This window comes from Mycobacterium novum, assembly GCF_010726505.1.
Classification (GTDB): domain Bacteria; phylum Actinomycetota; class Actinomycetes; order Mycobacteriales; family Mycobacteriaceae; genus Mycobacterium; species Mycobacterium algericum.
On sequence record NZ_AP022562.1, the window covers coordinates 85,270 to 100,250 of the forward strand.

Annotated in this window: 16 protein-coding genes and 1 pseudogene; 6 read left to right on the forward strand and 11 right to left on the reverse strand. The window is 68.9% G+C overall.

What is annotated here, in order from left to right; translation table 11 throughout:
* The first annotated feature begins 3 nt into the window (after positions 1-3).
* The 4 genes from G6N19_RS00400 (at position 4) to G6N19_RS00415 (ending at position 1,958) form a co-directional block, all read left to right on the forward strand.
* Positions 4-492 carry a hypothetical protein gene (locus tag G6N19_RS00400; RefSeq protein ID WP_041317756.1) on the forward strand — a complete coding sequence of 163 codons (489 nt, stop codon included), beginning with the start codon at positions 4-6 and terminating at the stop codon, positions 490-492.
* Positions 493-509: 17 nt separating this feature from the next.
* Positions 510-1,055, forward strand: coding sequence for a hypothetical protein (locus tag G6N19_RS00405; RefSeq protein WP_013828720.1), 546 nt, complete (start codon positions 510-512; stop codon positions 1,053-1,055).
* Between the two features lie 2 nt (positions 1,056-1,057).
* Complete coding sequence (locus tag G6N19_RS00410) at positions 1,058-1,351, forward strand: DUF503 domain-containing protein (RefSeq protein WP_013828719.1); 294 nt, start codon at positions 1,058-1,060, stop codon at positions 1,349-1,351.
* Between the two features lie 169 nt (positions 1,352-1,520).
* Entirely contained in the window at positions 1,521-1,958 is a 438-nt protein-coding gene (locus tag G6N19_RS00415) for a hypothetical protein (RefSeq protein WP_193465555.1), read from the forward strand.
* Positions 1,959-1,978: 20 nt separating this feature from the next.
* On the opposite strand, the gene G6N19_RS00420 is transcribed toward G6N19_RS00415, so the two are convergent.
* On the reverse strand, positions 1,979-2,812 hold the full coding sequence (locus tag G6N19_RS00420) for a tRNA (adenine-N1)-methyltransferase (protein ID WP_013828717.1): 834 nt from the start codon (positions 2,810-2,812) through the stop codon (positions 1,979-1,981).
* 68 nt (positions 2,813-2,880) lie between these two features.
* Here G6N19_RS00420 and G6N19_RS00425 point away from each other — a divergent pair.
* Positions 2,881-3,201: pseudogene (locus G6N19_RS00425) on the forward strand (PD-(D/E)XK nuclease family protein); the annotation flags it as partial.
* A gap of 39 nt (positions 3,202-3,240) precedes the next feature.
* On the opposite strand, the gene G6N19_RS00430 reads toward G6N19_RS00425, so the two are convergent.
* The 5 genes from G6N19_RS00430 to metH all read right to left on the reverse strand — a co-directional run bounded on the left by G6N19_RS00430 (position 3,241) and on the right by metH (position 9,461).
* Complete coding sequence (locus G6N19_RS00430; protein ID WP_013828715.1) at positions 3,241-3,723, reverse strand: DUF4126 family protein; 483 nt, start codon at positions 3,721-3,723, stop codon at positions 3,241-3,243.
* 59 nt (positions 3,724-3,782) lie between these two features.
* Positions 3,783-4,643 carry an ATP phosphoribosyltransferase gene (hisG, locus tag G6N19_RS00435; RefSeq protein WP_013828714.1) on the reverse strand — a complete coding sequence of 287 codons (861 nt, stop codon included), beginning with the start codon at positions 4,641-4,643 and terminating at the stop codon, positions 3,783-3,785.
* 2 nt (positions 4,644-4,645) lie between these two features.
* On the reverse strand, positions 4,646-4,927 hold the full coding sequence (locus tag G6N19_RS00440) for a phosphoribosyl-ATP diphosphatase (RefSeq protein ID WP_041317750.1): 282 nt from the start codon (positions 4,925-4,927) through the stop codon (positions 4,646-4,648).
* A 78-nt stretch (positions 4,928-5,005) separates the two neighbouring features.
* The gene (locus G6N19_RS00445) at positions 5,006-5,713 is read right to left on the reverse strand and encodes an HAD family hydrolase (protein WP_013828712.1); all 708 of its coding nucleotides are present in this window, start codon (positions 5,711-5,713) and stop codon (positions 5,006-5,008) included.
* Positions 5,714-5,732: 19 nt separating this feature from the next.
* Positions 5,733-9,461 carry a methionine synthase gene (metH, locus tag G6N19_RS00450; protein WP_232062464.1) on the reverse strand — a complete coding sequence of 1,243 codons (3,729 nt, stop codon included), beginning with the start codon at positions 9,459-9,461 and terminating at the stop codon, positions 5,733-5,735.
* Positions 9,462-9,664: 203 nt separating this feature from the next.
* Here metH and G6N19_RS00455 point away from each other — a divergent pair, with 203 nt between their 5' ends.
* The gene (locus G6N19_RS00455) at positions 9,665-10,531 is read left to right on the forward strand and encodes a PAC2 family protein (RefSeq protein WP_193465557.1); all 867 of its coding nucleotides are present in this window, start codon (positions 9,665-9,667) and stop codon (positions 10,529-10,531) included.
* A gap of 33 nt (positions 10,532-10,564) precedes the next feature.
* Here the strand turns inward: G6N19_RS00455 and G6N19_RS00460 are convergent, their stop codons facing one another.
* Genes G6N19_RS00460 through G6N19_RS00480 form a run of 5 tightly spaced genes read right to left on the reverse strand, consistent with a single transcriptional unit; the run spans position 10,565 to position 14,959 of the window.
* The gene (locus G6N19_RS00460; RefSeq protein ID WP_013828709.1) at positions 10,565-11,440 is read right to left on the reverse strand and encodes an SDR family oxidoreductase; all 876 of its coding nucleotides are present in this window, start codon (positions 11,438-11,440) and stop codon (positions 10,565-10,567) included.
* Positions 11,441-11,469: 29 nt separating this feature from the next.
* Positions 11,470-12,705: a cysteine--1-D-myo-inosityl 2-amino-2-deoxy-alpha-D-glucopyranoside ligase gene (gene mshC / locus G6N19_RS00465; protein WP_013828708.1), complete on the reverse strand. Its 1,236-nt coding sequence runs from the start codon at positions 12,703-12,705 to the stop codon at positions 11,470-11,472.
* A 24-nt stretch (positions 12,706-12,729) separates the two neighbouring features.
* A complete protein-coding gene (locus tag G6N19_RS00470; RefSeq protein WP_109559505.1) occupies positions 12,730-13,512 on the reverse strand; it encodes a 3'(2'),5'-bisphosphate nucleotidase CysQ in 783 nt (260 codons plus the stop codon).
* Between the two features lie 57 nt (positions 13,513-13,569).
* Positions 13,570-14,382 carry an SCO1664 family protein gene (locus G6N19_RS00475; RefSeq protein ID WP_193465558.1) on the reverse strand — a complete coding sequence of 271 codons (813 nt, stop codon included), beginning with the start codon at positions 14,380-14,382 and terminating at the stop codon, positions 13,570-13,572.
* Positions 14,366-14,959, reverse strand: coding sequence for a DUF3090 domain-containing protein (locus G6N19_RS00480; RefSeq protein ID WP_013828705.1), 594 nt, complete (start codon positions 14,957-14,959; stop codon positions 14,366-14,368). Before G6N19_RS00480 ends, G6N19_RS00475 begins: the two co-directional genes overlap by 17 nt.
* Between the last annotated feature and the right edge of the window lie 22 nt (positions 14,960-14,981).

Sequence of the window (14,981 nt, forward strand, 5' to 3'; positions counted from 1 at the left end):
TTTGTGACCGTGAAATACCTAGCCACAGGCATCGCAGCCGCCGCGCTCGTGGGGGCAGCCGCAGCAGGTGTGACCTCGGTTGCAACCGTGACCCCGCAGGTGCAGTTGACGGTTTGGGGCGCGCCCCTGCCGCTCGAGCCGCCGGCCGCCATCCCGGCGCCGGAGCAGCTGACCGACGTGCTGAACACCCTGGCCGACCCCGGCATCCCCGCCGCCGGCAAGTCCCACCTCATCGAGGGCGGCCTCGGCCCGGTCGAGAGCAGCGTGATGGACCGCAAGATGGCCAAGGGCGTCGCCAACGGCAAGTTCCCGCTGTCGATCAGCGTGGCCAATATCGCCCCGGCCGGCCCCGGCGCGGCCACCGCGGATGTCACCGCCTCCGGACCGCAGCTGGAGCCGCGTTCGGTCAACCTGATGTTCGTCGACCAGGGCGGCTGGAAGCTGTCCAAGACGTCGCTGATGACGCTGTCGCAGATGACTTCGTCCAACTGACGTCGAACTGATCGCGGATGTCCCGGCAGCGCATCGCCTTGAGCACCGTCAGCACCGCCCTGGCGGCGGTGCTGGCGCTGTCGGGCTGCGCCGGCCACCCGCAACCGGCTGAGCCGCCGGCCGAGGTCCCGGTGACGGCCACGACAACGGTGGCGGCAGAGCCGCCGTCGTCGCCGCTGCCGGCGCCCGAGGCGCTCACGGATGTGCTCTACCGGTTGTCCGATCCGGAGATTCCCGGCGCCGAGAAGGTCAGCCTGATCGAGAGCGCCAAGCCCACCGACGCCGCGACCATCGACAAGTTCGCCACCGCGCTCAAAGACGGCGGGTACCTGCCGCTGACCCTCGATGCCGCCGGCATCACCTGGTCGGATCGCCACCCGGGCAACGTGACCGCCGACGTCACCGTCAATACCGCCAACCCCGACGCCGGTGGGTTTGCGTTCCCGATGGAGTTCACGCCGCGCGACGGCGGCTGGCAACTGTCGCAGGAGACCGCCAAGACGTTGCTGGCGTTCGGCAAGGCACATGCCGGCTCCACAGCGCCTCCCACGCCGACGCCGTAGCCATGTGGGTCGGCTGGTTGGAGTTCGACCTGCTGCTCGGTGACGTGCACTCGCTCAAGCAGAAGCGCTCGGTGGTGCGCCCGATCGTCGCGGAGTTGCGCCGTAAGTTCAATGTGTCAGCGGCCGAGACGGATTCGGTAGATCTGCACCGGCGCAGCGGCATCGGCCTGGCCGCGGTTTCCGGGGAGCGCCGACATGTGGTCGAAGTCCTCGATGCGGCCGAGCGGCTGGTGGCCGCGCGCCCGGAGATCGAGCTGCTGTCGGTGCGGCGGGGGTTGAGCCGCAGCGACGACTGAGATTGTGCCGCAGGCCGATTCAGTTTTCATATGAGGATGCCGAGCCGACAGTGCCGCGGCGATCCGTCGCGGGCCGGCGCTCAGTTGGACCGGTGGTCAGCGATACGACCGGTATCCGGATGGTGACCGGCTACCGTTGAGACCGATCTGACGAGGAGGCGATCAGCGGATGGCGAGCTGGCGCGACACCGTGTCCGAACAGGCGCAGGCGGACCTTGACGGACTCACCGACGCCGCGGTCAACCTCGCGCTGGAGACCATCGCGGCCCGCGGCGAGTTCCTGCCTTTCGCGCTGGCGGTGTCCGTCGACGGCGAACGCCAGGTGATCGCACCCGACTACCCGACGTCAGCGAAGTTGGCCGTCGTCGAACAACTGGCGGCGCATTGGCGGGCCGTGACCGCGCTCAAGGACAGTCTGCGGGCCGCCCTCGTCGCCTTGAACGTCACGTTGACCGATCCGCACCGCGACGGGATCGAGATCAGTGTCGAGCACCGTGAGGGCGCCGCGGTAGGGCTGATCTTCCCCTACACGACCGGTGCGGATGGCGCCGTGGAACTGCAGGCACCGTCGGCGCATGCCATGAATCCGCGCCTCTGGGGGCCGTAAATCCGACCGGACCCGTCTGCTCACACCGGGCGTTTGCGTCCCAGCCGGGTCGGGGTGACCGTGCCGGGCGCCAGCCTGCGGGCGCAGACCAGGAAGGCGGTGTGGCCGCGCATCGCATGTTGTGGGCGCACCGCCAGCCCGACGACGTTCCAGCCGCGCTGCATGGTCTCCCATGATCGCGGCTCGGTCCAGCACTGCTGCTCGCGCAGCGCCTCGTTCACCTGGGAGAGCTGAGTGACGGTGGCCACATAGATCACCAGCACCCCGCCGGGAATCAGCACCCGCGACACGACGTCGAGCACGTCCCACGGCGCCAGCATGTCCAGCACCACCCGGTCGATCGACCCGTCGGGCAGGTCGCAGTCGGCGACATCGCCCATCACCAGCCGCCAGTTGTCGGGCAGCTGCCCGACGAAGGTCTCGACATTGCGGCGGGCGTGCTCGGCGTGGTCATCGCGCAATTCGTAGGAGACCACCCGGCCCTGCGGCCCGACGGCTCGCAGCAACGACAGCGTCAGCGCGCCCGAACCGGCACCGGCCTCCAGCACCCGGGCGCCGGGGAAGATGTCGCCCTCGTGAATGATCTGTGCGGAATCCTTGGGATAGATCACCTGCGCCCCGCGCGGCATCGACATCACATAGTCGACCAGCAGCGGCCGCAGCACCAGGAACGGGTCACCATTGGCGGACTTGACCACGCTGCCGTCCGGCAGCCCGATCACCTCGTCGTGCGGGATGGCGCCCCGATGGGTGTGGAAGTCACCGCCGGGGACCAGCACCGTGGTGTAGCGGCGACCTTTGGCGTCGGTGAACTGGGCCCGGTCGCCTGCTTGGAAGATCCCGGATTCGGACACAGCCGTTCACCCTACGCAGGGTGGAAGGCGCGGGTTGTCGGCGCATGCCCTCGTCGGGCAGCGCGTCGGCCCAGTCGAAGGCGCTGTTCCAGATGAAGTTCTATGCGGTGGCGCTGCTGCGGTCACGCGGGGTGCTTCCGGCACAGCTGCGGCTGATCTACCTGGCCGACGGCCAGTTGCTGGACTACTCACCCGATCACGCGGGGCTGCTGCGCTTCGAGAAGACCCTGATCGCGATCTGGCGTGCCATCCAAACTGCCGGTGCCACCGGTGATTTCCGGCCGAACCCGTCGCGGTTCTGCGATAGGTGCGCGCACCGCGCGTTGTGTCCGGCGTTCGGCGGGACCCCACCGGCCTATCCCGGCTGGCCGATGGACGGCGCGGCGTGAACGGCCGCTCGGTGGTGCAGTGGCGCTGAACGTCTCAGCTCACAGCACCGCGGTGTAGGCCGCGATCGCGATGCCACCCAGCACCGCGACACTGTCTTCCAGCAGCGCGATCGGCAGGTCGCGCCCGCCACTGACGGCGACCAGGCGCTGCCGCACGGCAAAACCGACCAACGTGCCGATCACCGCGCCGATCATGCCCGCGCCCAGTGCCGTCCAGGTGTAGTTCCAGGCTGTGCCGAGCACTGCACCGGCGAACCCGCCCAACACGATCCGAGCGGTGAACTGCAGCGGCACGGTGCGGTTCGGTGTCTTGGGCAATTGATCGGTGACGAGTTCACCAACCGCCAGCACCGTCAGGATGGTGACGGTCGCCGGGTGGCTCAACCACTGAGCCCAGGTGCCGTCCAGGTTGATCCAGTGCAGTGCGGCCGCCCAGGCCATCACGGCCGGCGCGGTCAGCGCACGCAGTCCGGCGACGACACCGATCAACAGCGCGAGGAGCAGCACAAGGAAATGCGTCACGAGAGCCTCCTAGGTTCTCCCGGACGCTAACACGTCAACAACTCCCCGACCTGCACTGATCAAAATCGGCAGAACCTGATGTCCGAGGCGAGGATGGCCTTGGCCCCGATGGCGGCCAGTTCGTCCATGATCGTGTTGACCTGGCGGCGCGGCACCAGCGCGCGGACCGCGATCCAGTCCGGCTCGGCCAGCGGAGCGATGGTCGGTGACTCCAGGCCGGGGGTGATCGCGGCAGCCTGCTCAAGAGCCGCCCGCGGACAGTTGTAGTCCAGCATCAGGTACTGCTGACCGAAGACCACGCCGCGCACCCGGCCCGCCAGCTGATCGCGGGCTGCGGCCGTCTGTTCACTGCGGCCGTTCGGCTTGGCGGCCTCGATGAGCACCGCCTCCGAATCGCACAGTGTCTCACCGAAAGCCACCAGGTCGTGCTGGCGCAAGGTGCGGCCCGACCCGACCACGTCGGCGATCGCGTCGGCCACCCCGAGCTGTATCGAGATCTCCACCGCGCCGTCCAGACGGATGACGGTCGCCTCGATTCCCTTGGCCGCCAGGTCTTTCCGAACGAGATTGGGATAAGCGGTGGCGATCCGCTTTCCGGCCAGATCCGCCACGGTCCAGTCCCGCCCGGCCGGGGCGGCGTAGCGGAACCGCGACGAGCCGAATCCCAACGCCAGCCGTTCGCGCACCGGCGCAGTGGATTCCAGGGCCAGGTCCCGGCCGGTGACCCCCAGGTCCAGCTCCCCCGACCCGACGTAGATGGCGATGTCCTTGGGCCGCAGGAAGAAGAACTCCACCTTGTTCGACGGATCCAGGACCGTCAGGTCCTTGGCGTCGGCGCGGCTGCGGTAGCCGGCCTCCGCCAGCATCGCCGCGGCGGACTCACTGAGCGCTCCCTTGTTGGGAACCGCGACACGCAACATGATCACAACTTCCGGTACACGTCGGACAACGTCAGCCCGCGCGAGATCATCAGCACCTGGGTCCAATACAGCAGCTGACTGATCTCGCCGGCCAGCGCGTCATCGGACTCGTGCTCGGCGGCCAGCCACACCTCGCCGGCCTCCTCCAGAATCTTCTTGCCGATGGTGTGCACCCCGGCGTCCAGCGCGGCCACGGTGGCGCTGCCGGCCGGTCGGGTGGCGGCGCGGTCACCGAGCTCGGCGAACAGCTCCTCGAAGGTCTTCACGAGCAGGGATTGTTTCATGCCCCGTCCTGGGCAGTCACGGCAGTTTCGCCCGTGGTGGTTCCGGTGCCCGGGCGAGCGTGCACAACGGTACAGCCGTTACGGCGTGTCGGCGGGCAGACGCGCCCGCTCGCGGGAGGAAGAGAGCCGGGTGTAGATCTCGTGCAGGTCCGTCAGCCCGAGCCCGGCCAGCGACCCCACCTGGTGACGCATCGCACCGGGCGGCACCGGTATCGCGTTGGGCACCACCAGCACCGCACAACCGGCCAGTTCGGCCGAGGCGGCGCCGGTCGGCGAGTCCTCCACGGCCAGACACTCGCGCGGATCCAGCTCCAGCAACTCGACGGCCCGCAGGTAGGGATCCGGCGCCGGCTTGCCCCGGCCCACCTCGTCACCGCAGACCACCGCGTCGAAATAGTGCCGGCCGATGGTGTTCAGCGCCCGCTCGGCCAGCAGCCGCGGGGTGTTGGTGACCAGCGCCATGGGCAGGGCCGCCGCCGCGAGTCCCTCCAGCAACTCCTGGGCGCCGTCGCACCAGGGCAGGGCCGCATCGAACAACCCGGCGGTGTAGTCGTGCATCCAGGCCGCCGAGTCGGCCATCGCCGCCGGGTCGGGTGTCAGGCCCAGGTCGTCGTAGACGATGCGGATATTGTCGGCCGCGCTGCCACCGACCGTGGCCGCCCGCACCTGCGGCGTCAGCACCCCGCCGAGGCGGTCGTAGAGCGCATCCATCGCGACATCCCAAAGCTTCTCGGAATCGACCAGGGTGCCGTCCATGTCGCACAGCACCGCGCGCAACTCACCCATCAGGGCACCACCTCAGGACTCAGTCCTCCGGGTTATAGCCGAGGTTGGAGCCGAGCCAGCGCTCGGCTTCGGCCAGCGTCCAGCCCTTGCGCTTCGCGTAGTCGGCGACCTGGTCCTGGGCCAACCGGCCGATCACGAAATACTGCGACTGCGGGTGCGAGAAATACAGGCCGCTGACGGCGGCACCGGGCCACATCGCCATCGAGTCGGTCAGCTCGATGCGGGTCCGCTCCTGGACGTCCATCAACTTCCAGATCGTCGCCTTCTCGGTGTGCTCCGGGCAGGCCGGGTAGCCCGGGGCAGGGCGGATCCCCTGATACTTCTCGGCGATCAGGGCGTCATTGTCCAAGGCCTCGTCCGGCTGGAATCCCCAGAACTCCTTGCGAACCCGCTGGTGCATCCGTTCGGCGAACGCCTCCGCCAGCCGGTCGGCGACCGACTCCAGCAGGATCGCGCTGTAGTCGTCGAGCGCCTCCTTGAACTCCGCGATCTTCTCGCCGCTGCCCAGCCCCGCGGTGACGGCGAAGGCGCCGATGTAGTCGGCCAGACCCGTTTCTTTGGGGGCGATGTAGTCGCCCAGCGACCGGTTCGGGATACCCGGCCGGTGCGCGCCCTGCTGGCGCAAGTTGTAGAACATGGTCAACACCTCGGTACGGGTGTCGTCGGTGTAGACCTCGACGTCGTCACCGACCGCGTTGGCCGGGAAGAACCCGATCACCGCGTTGGCCGTCAGCCACTTCTCCTCGATCGCGGTGTCGAGCATCTGCTGGGCCTCGTTGTACAGCTTGCGCGCGGCCTCGCCGGAAGCCGGGTTGTTGAGGATGTCGGGAAAGCGGCCCTTCATCTCCCAGGCGTTGAAGAACGGCTGCCAGTCGATGTACTCGCGCAACTCGGCGAGGTCGTAATCAAGAAATTCCCACACTCCGGTCCCTATAACGGGCACCGGCGGCGTGTAGCCGTCCCACTCGATGGGAGTCCGGTTGGCGCGGGCCTTCTCCAGCGGCACCATCGGCCGCTCGTTCTTCTGGGCGTGCCGTTCCCGCAGCGACGCGTAGTCGGCCGCGGTCGATTCCAACAGCGCCGGGCGTTGCTTGTCGTCGAGCAGCGCCGCAACCACCGGAACCGAGCGCGACGCGTCCTTGACCCAGATGACCGGAGCGCTACGACGCGGCGCGATCTTGACGGCCGTGTGGGCGCTCGAGGTGGTCGCGCCGCCGATCAACAGCGGGATCTCCAGGCCTTCGCGTTCCATCTCGGCGGCGAAGCCGGCCATCTCCTCCAGTGACGGGGTGATCAGGCCGGAGAGGCCGATCATGTCGGCGTCGTACTCCCGGGCCGCGGTCAGGATCTTCTCGGCGGGCACCATCACCCCGAGGTCGACGACGGTGTAGTTGTTGCACTGCAGCACGACCCCGACGATGTTCTTGCCGATGTCGTGGACGTCGCCCTTGACCGTCGCCATCACGATGGTGCCGTTGGTGTGGTCGTCTTCGCCGGGCTGTTTCTCGGCCTCGATGTAGGGCAGCAGGTAGGCCACGGCCTTCTTCATCACCCGGGCCGACTTCACGACCTGGGGCAGGAACATCTTGCCGGCGCCGAAGAGGTCGCCGACGACGTTCATGCCGTCCATCAGCGGGCCCTCGATGACCTCGATCGGCCGGCCGCCGGCGGCGGCGATCTCGGCCCGCAGCTCCTCGGTGTCCTCGTCGACGTGGGCGTCGATACCCTTGACCAGGGCGTGCGTGATCCGCTCGCGGGCCGGGAGGTTGCGCCACTCCGCAAGATCCGCGTCGCGGGTTCCTTCCCCGGAGGAGTTGAACCGTTCGGCGATCTCCAGCAGCCGCTCGGCCGCATCCGGGCGACGGTTCAGCACGACGTCCTCGATGCGCTCCCGCAGCTCGGAGTCGATCGAGTCGTAGGGCACCAGCGCTCCGGCGTTCACGATGCCCATGTCCAGGCCGGCCTTGATCGCGTGGTACAGGAACACCGCATGGATGGCCTCGCGGACCGGGTTGTTGCCCCGGAACGAGAACGACACGTTCGAGATGCCGCCGGAGATGTGCACCCCGGGCAGGTTCTCCTTGATCCAGGCGCAGGCCTCGATGAAGTCGATCCCGTAGGTGGCGTGCTCCTCGATGCCGGTCGCCAACGCGAAGCAGTTCGGGTCGAAGATGATGTCCTCGGCCGGGAAGCCGACCTGCTCGGTCAGCACCCGGTAGGCGCGCCCGCAGATCTCCTTGCGGCGCTCCAGGTTGTCGGCCTGCCCCTGCTCGTCGAAGGCCATCACGACGACGGCGGCGCCGTATTTGCGGCACAGCCGTGCCTCGCGGATGAACTTCTCCTCGCCCTCCTTCATGGAGATCGAGTTGACGATCGGCTTGCCCTGCACGTTCTTCAGGCCCGCCTCGATGACCTCCCACTTGGAGGAGTCGATCATCACCGGGACGCGGCTGATATCCGGTTCGCTGGCGATCAGTTTGGTGAACCGGTCCATCGCGGCGACGCCGTCGATCATGCCCTCGTCCATGTTGATGTCGATGACCTGCGCACCGACCTCGACCTGTTGCAGCGCGACCGACAGCGCGGTGTCGTAGTCCTCGGCCTTGATCAGGTTGCGGAACCGGGCCGAACCGGTGATGTTGGTGCGCTCGCCGATGTTGACGAACAGCGAGTCGTCGGTGATGTTGAGCGGTTCCAGGCCCGCGAGCCGGGTGGCCACCTCGATGGTCGGCAGCTCACGTGGCGGCTTGCCCTCGACGACCTTGGCGATCTCGGCGATATGCTCGGGCGCCGTTCCGCAGCAACCTCCGACCAGGTTGACCAGGCCGGCCTCGGCGAACTCGGCGATGTAGCTGGCCTGACGCTCCGGGTCCTCGTCGTACTCGCCGAAGGCGTTGGGCAGGCCGGCGTTGGGATAGCAGGACACGTGGGTGTCGGCGATCCGCGCCATCTCGGCGATGTAGGGCCGCATCTCCGGCGCGCCCAGGGCGCAGTTGAGGCCCACCGCGATGGGCCTCGCGTGCCGGATCGAGTTCCAGAACGCCTCGGTGACCTGACCCGACAAGGTGCGCCCGGACGCATCGGTGATGGTGCCGGAGATGATGACCGGCCAGCGGCGTCCACGTTCCTCGAACAACGTCTCGACGGCGAACACCGCTGCCTTGGCGTTGAGCGAGTCGAAGATCGTCTCGATGAGGATGATGTCGGCGCCACCGTCGACCAGGCCATTGGCGGCTTCGAGGTAGGCAGCGACCAACTGGTCGTAGGAGACGTTGCGGGCGCCGGGGTCGTTGACGTCCGGCGAGATCGACGCGGTCCGCGTCGTCGGCCCGATGGTGCCGGCCACGTAGCGGGGCTTGTCGCCGGTGCTGTATTCGTCTGCGGCCTTGCGGGCCAGGGCGGCGCCCGCATAGTTCAGCTCATAGCTGAGGTCCGCCATGTCGTAGTCCGACAGCGAGATCGCGTTCGCGTTGAAGGTGTTGGTCTCCAAGATGTCGGCGCCCGCCTCGAGATACTCGCGGTGGATGCCCTCGATGATCTCCGGTTGCGTCAAGGTGAGCAGGTCGTTGTTGCCCTGCAGCGGGGTGGGCCACTCGCTGAACCGCTCGCCGCGGTAACCGGCCTCATCCGGCCGGTCGCGCTGGATCGCCGTGCCCATCGCGCCGTCGATCACCACGATCCGCCGTCGCAGCGCAGCCGTCAGCTCCTCGGTGCAGTCAGGCTGGATGTTGGGCTCAAAGTTAGTCACGCGGGTCCCTTCCATGACGGAAGGCGTCCTTAACTCCGTCGAGCGTGGCGGCCACCGGCGGGAACCGGCGAACCGTTGCAACGCCTCTCGACGCCGAAAAGTCTACTTGCTCACCCGGCATGGGGACGAATCCCCCGACGAACGAGCCGACTCAGCCGCTCCGGTAGGGCCCGTGATCTCCGCACAGGCCTTACCCTGGCGGTGTGACCCGACCGGATGACGGCACCGCGCTTCCCGACCTGCACGACACCATCGTGGTGGCCGCTTTCGAGGGCTGGAATGACGCCGGCGACGCCGCCAGCGACGCGGTGCAGCACCTGCACGACATCTGGGACGCCCGGCTGATCGTCGACATCGACGACGAGGCGTACTACGACTACCAGGTGAATCGGCCGGTGATCCGGCAGCTCGACGGTGTCACCCGTGAACTGGTGTGGCCGACGATGCGGGTCTCGCACTGCCGGCCACCGGGCAGCGACCGCGACATCGTGCTGATGCACGGCGTCGAGCCCAACATGCGCTGGCGGACGTTCTGCGCCCAGCTGCTGGCGGTCATCGAGCAACTCGACGTCGACACCGTGGTGATCCTGGGCGCGCTGCTGGCCGACACCCCGCACACCCGGCCGGTGCCGGTTTCGGGGGCGGCGTACTCGCCGGAGTCGGCTACCCGATTCGGTCTGACCGAGACCCGCTACGAGGGTCCGACCGGGATCACCGGGGTGTTTCAGGACGCGTGCGTGGCGGCCGGGATTCCGGCGGTGACGTTCTGGGCGGCGGTGCCGCACTATGTCTCGCAGCCGCCCAACCCCAAGGCGACGGTCGCACTGCTGCGCCGCGTCGAGGACGCCCTGGACATCGAGGTGCCGCTGGGCGATCTGCCGGCGCAAGCCGAGGAGTGGGAGCTGGCGGTCACCGAAATGGCCAGCGAGGACGAGGAGATCGCCGACTACGTCACGTCGCTGGAGGAGCGCGGCGATGCCGAGGTCGACATGACCGATGCGCTCAACAAGATCGACGGCGACGCGCTGGCCGCGGAGTTCGAGCGCTACCTGCGGCGCCGCCGGCGCTGACCTCCGTCGCGCCTGTTTTTCGGCTATTTCCGCTTACTTTTCGATGGCCTCGTTGTAGGCGCTGGTGGAACGGCCCAGCGCGGCGACCTCGGCGTCCATCCGCGGCAGCATTTCGGCGGCCACCTTGCCGATCTGGCCCTCCGCGACCCCGCTGGACAGCAGCGGCTTGAGCCAGCGGAACAGGCCCACCCAGCGGGGGCAGTACACCCGGGTGCGACGGTTCTCGATCCCGTCGACGAACGCGTCGACGCATTCGGCCACCGACGTGGTCTTGTTCAGCGGCCAGGGCAGCTTGGCCAGCAACTCACCGAAGGTCGACAGGTCGGACTTGGTGTCGCGCACCAGCGCGGTGTCGATCCAGGACATGTGCGCCGAGCCGACGGTCACCCCGAGGTGGGCGACCTCCAGGCGCAACGCGTTGGCCAGGTGCTCGACACCGGCCTTGGATGCGTCGTAGGGGATCATGCCCGGCGCGGCGGCGAACGCCGCCAGTGACGACACGATCAGCACATAGCCGCGGCGCTCGACGATGGCCGGCAACGTGGCCCGCACCGTGTTGAACACCCCCACCAGGTTGACATCGATCACCCGTCGGAACGCCTCGGGATCGACGGCCAGCAGCGAGCCGTAGCTGGCGATACCAGCGTTGGCGACCACAGTGTCGATCCGTCCGAACCGCTCGACGGCCGCATCGGCGGCGGCCTGCATAGCGTCCAGGTCGCGGACATCGGCGGCCACGGTCAGCACCCGGTCACCGCCGAGTTCGTCGGCGAACGCCGTGAGCTGAGCCTGGTCCAGGTCGGTCAGCACCAGTTTGGCGCCCTGGGCGTGCAGCCGGCGGGCCGTATCGGCGCCGATACCGTGCGCACCGCCGGTGATGAAGATGACTTGGGAGTGAATCGCAACCATGCGGCCAAACTACTCCCGGCGCAGGTGGGTCAGAGCGCCACACCCAACAGGGCGTCGACGGCGGTGGCCACCAGCCCCGGGGTGGCGGTGTCGTGGCCGCCGTACTCCAGCGCGTCGGTCGCCCAAGCGTCCAGCGCGGCAAGCGCCTTCACCGTGTCCAGGTCGTCGGCGAGGTAGCGGCGCAGCCTGGCGATCACGTCGTCGGCGGCCGGGCCGGCCGGCAGGGTGGTCGCGGCGCGCCAGCGGGCCAGCCGCGCTTGGGCCTCCTGGAGGATCGCGTCGTCCCAGAACCGGTCGCTGCGGTAGTGGCCGGCCAGCAGACCCAGCCTGATCGCCGCCGGCTCCACGCCCTGGGCACGCAGCTTGGACACCAGCACCAGGTTGCCGCGGCTCTTGGACATCTTGTGCCCATCCCAGCCGATCATCCCGGCGTGCACGTAGTGCCGGGCGAAGCGCCGCTCCCCGGTGAGCGATTCGGCGTGCGCGGCGGAGAACTCGTGGTGCGGGAAGATCAGGTCGGACCCGCCGCCCTGGATGTCGATTCCGCTGCCGATCCGGCTCAACGCGATCGCGGCGCACTCGACGTGCCAGCCGGGCCGTCCGGCGCCGAACGGTGCGGGCCAGCTGGGTTCGTCCGGCCGGGCGGCGCGCCACAGCAGCGCGTCGAGCGGATCGGTCTTGCCGGCCCGATCCGGATCTCCGCCGCGCTCGCCGAACAGTTCCAGCATGGTGGCGCGGTCAAGACCCGATTCGTAGCCGAACTGGTCGGTGGCGTCGGCGCGGAAATAGATGTCCGGGTGTTCGCCGTCGACGACATAGGCCGATCCGGAGGCCAGCATCTTCTCGACCACCTCGACGACCTCGTCGATCGCCTCGCTGGCAGCCACGTAGTGCTGGGGCGGCAGCACCCGCAGCGCGGTCATGTCCGCCGCGAACAGCTCGACCTGGCCGGCCGCCAGGCGCTGCCAGTCCACACCGTCGCGGTCGGCGCGTTCGAGCAGCGGGTCATCGACGTCGGTGACGTTCTGCACGTAGTCCACCCGGTGGCCGGCGTCGAGCCAGAGCCGGTGAATCAGATCGAAGACCAGATAGGTGGCGGCGTGACCCAGATGGGTGGCGTCATAAGGGGTGATGCCGCAGACGTACATGGTGGCCGTCGGGCCCGGCGACACGGGGCGGACCTGGCGGTCGGCGGTGTCATACAGACGCAGCGCCGGGCCGTGCCCGGGCAGGGCCGGAACGGCCGGCGCGGACCACGATTGCATGCCCTCGACTGTAAGGCCCACTAGCTACAGCAGTGTGCGCCGCATGGCGTCGAGTAGCGTCGGCGCCACCTCGGGCCGGCACATCAGCAGGTCGGGCAGGTAGGGGTCGGGGCGGTTGTAGAGCAGCGGCGACCCGTCGAGCCGAGAGGCGTGCAGCCCGGCCGCCCGCACCACACCGGCCGGGGCGGCCGAATCCCACTCCCATTGGCCGCCGGCGTGCAGGTAGGCGTCCACGTCGCCGCGCACCACCGCCATCGCCTTGGCGCCCGCCGAACCCATCAGCACCGGTTCGACCGGCAGCACCTCCCGGATGATGCGCACCACCGCGGGCATCCGGGTTGCGCTGACCGCCACCCGTATCGGGTTCGGGACCCCGGCCGGCGAGGCGTTCGCGGTGACCGTGTCGGTGGCGAAGACGACGTTGCTCCTGTTGTCATAGGCCGGCAGCGACACCGCCGCGTCGGTGATGGCGCCCAGCCCCGAACCGTCCCGCTGCCACAGCGCGATATGCACCGCCCAGTCATCACGTCCGGGGGTGGTGAACTCCCGGGTGCCGTCGAGCGGGTCGATGATCCAGACCCGGTCGGCCTGCAACCGGGCCAGATCGTCGGGCGATTCCTCGCTGAGCACCGCGTCGTCGGGGCGTACCTCCCGCAGCCGGCTGAGGATCAAACGGTTGGCGAGCGCATCCCCGGCGTCGCCGAGGCGCCACGGGTGGCCGAACCCCACCTCGTCGCGGACCTTGAGCAACAGCTTCCCGGCCTCGACGGCCAATTCGGCGGCCAGCGCCGCGTCGGTCAGCGTCACGTCAGGAAGTATCCCCGACCCGGCCGGCGGGCCCCGCCGCGAGTGTGCGGTGCGTCGTCAGAACGCCGGCCAGGGTATCGGGCGATGACTGTTCGGGCCGGGCATCACCGGATGCTCCAGCAGGTCCTCGACGCGCTGCCGCAGGGCCGCGATCTCGGCCGACGTCAGATGTGGCTCCAGGGCGGTGGCCAGCGGGCCGTCCAGCGCGGCGGCCAAGCGGGCCAGCGCCTGCAACTCGGCCGGGTCGTCCAGCGGCATACCGGCCCAGCCCCACAGCACGGTGCGCAACTTGTCGTGGGTGTGCAGGGTCACGCCGTGGTCGACGCCGTAGACCACACCGTCGGTGCCGCACAGGATGTGTCCGCCCTTGCGGTCGGCGTTGTTGATCACCACGTCGAACACCGCCATGCGACGCAACCGGGGGTCATCGGCGTGCACGAGTACGACCGGGTCGCCGGCGTAGTCGTAGGCCCGCAGCACCGACAGGTAGCCGGCCGGGATCTCGCCGACCGGCGCCAGGTCGACCAGCGCGGGCCCGGCCGGCGGGTCGCCGCCGTCGCCGGGTTGGTCCACCCACAGCTGCACCATTCCCGGACCGGCCGGGCCGTCGCGAATAATGGTGTAGGGCACCAGATTCCAGCCCAGCTCGACGGAGATCAGGTGCGCAACGAGCTCGCGGCCGGCCAGCGTGCCGTCCGGGAAGTCCCAGAGCGGCTGCTCACCGGCGATCGGCTTGTACACGCAGTGGGTGCGCCGCTCCCCCATCGTCGCCTCGCACAGGAAAGTGGCGTTGCTCGCCGAGCGGATGCGGCCCAGGATCTCCAGCTCCCCGGAGCGCAGCGCCTCCCTATCGTCAGAGGTCGGAGTCATCGGGCTCATCGTCGGGCCCGAATGCACCCCGCCGATAGCCATTGGTGCGGACGCAGATGTGGCCGGCCGGATCCAGCGGCTCGTCGCACAGCGGGCACGGCGGGCGGCCCGCGGAGATGACCCGGTTCGACCTGGTGGCGAACTGCCGCGCCGACTCCGGCGTCAGGAACACCCGCACCGCGTCCGGGCCCTCCTCGGTGTCGTCGAGCACCACCGACGCGTCGAATTCGGTGTCGCTGACCGCCAGCAGCTCGACCACCACGGTCTGCGCCTCGGAGTCCCAGCCCAATCCCATGGTTCCGACCCGGAACTCGGCGTCCACCGGCGTCACCAGCGGGTTGAGGTCCTCGATCTCGGTGGGCTCCGGTGGTACCGGGGTACCGAATCGGCGGTTGACCTCCAACAACAGTGCACCGATCCGCTCGGCGAGCACCGCTACCTGCTGCTTCTCCAGCACCACCGAGACCACCCGCTCGTCGTGCACCGCCTGCAGGTAGAAGGTGCGGTTCCCGGGTTGGCCGACGGTCCCGGCCACGAAGCGGTCGGGAGTGCGAAAGACGTGGATGGCTCGGGACATGGCATCTCCAAAATACCGGCAG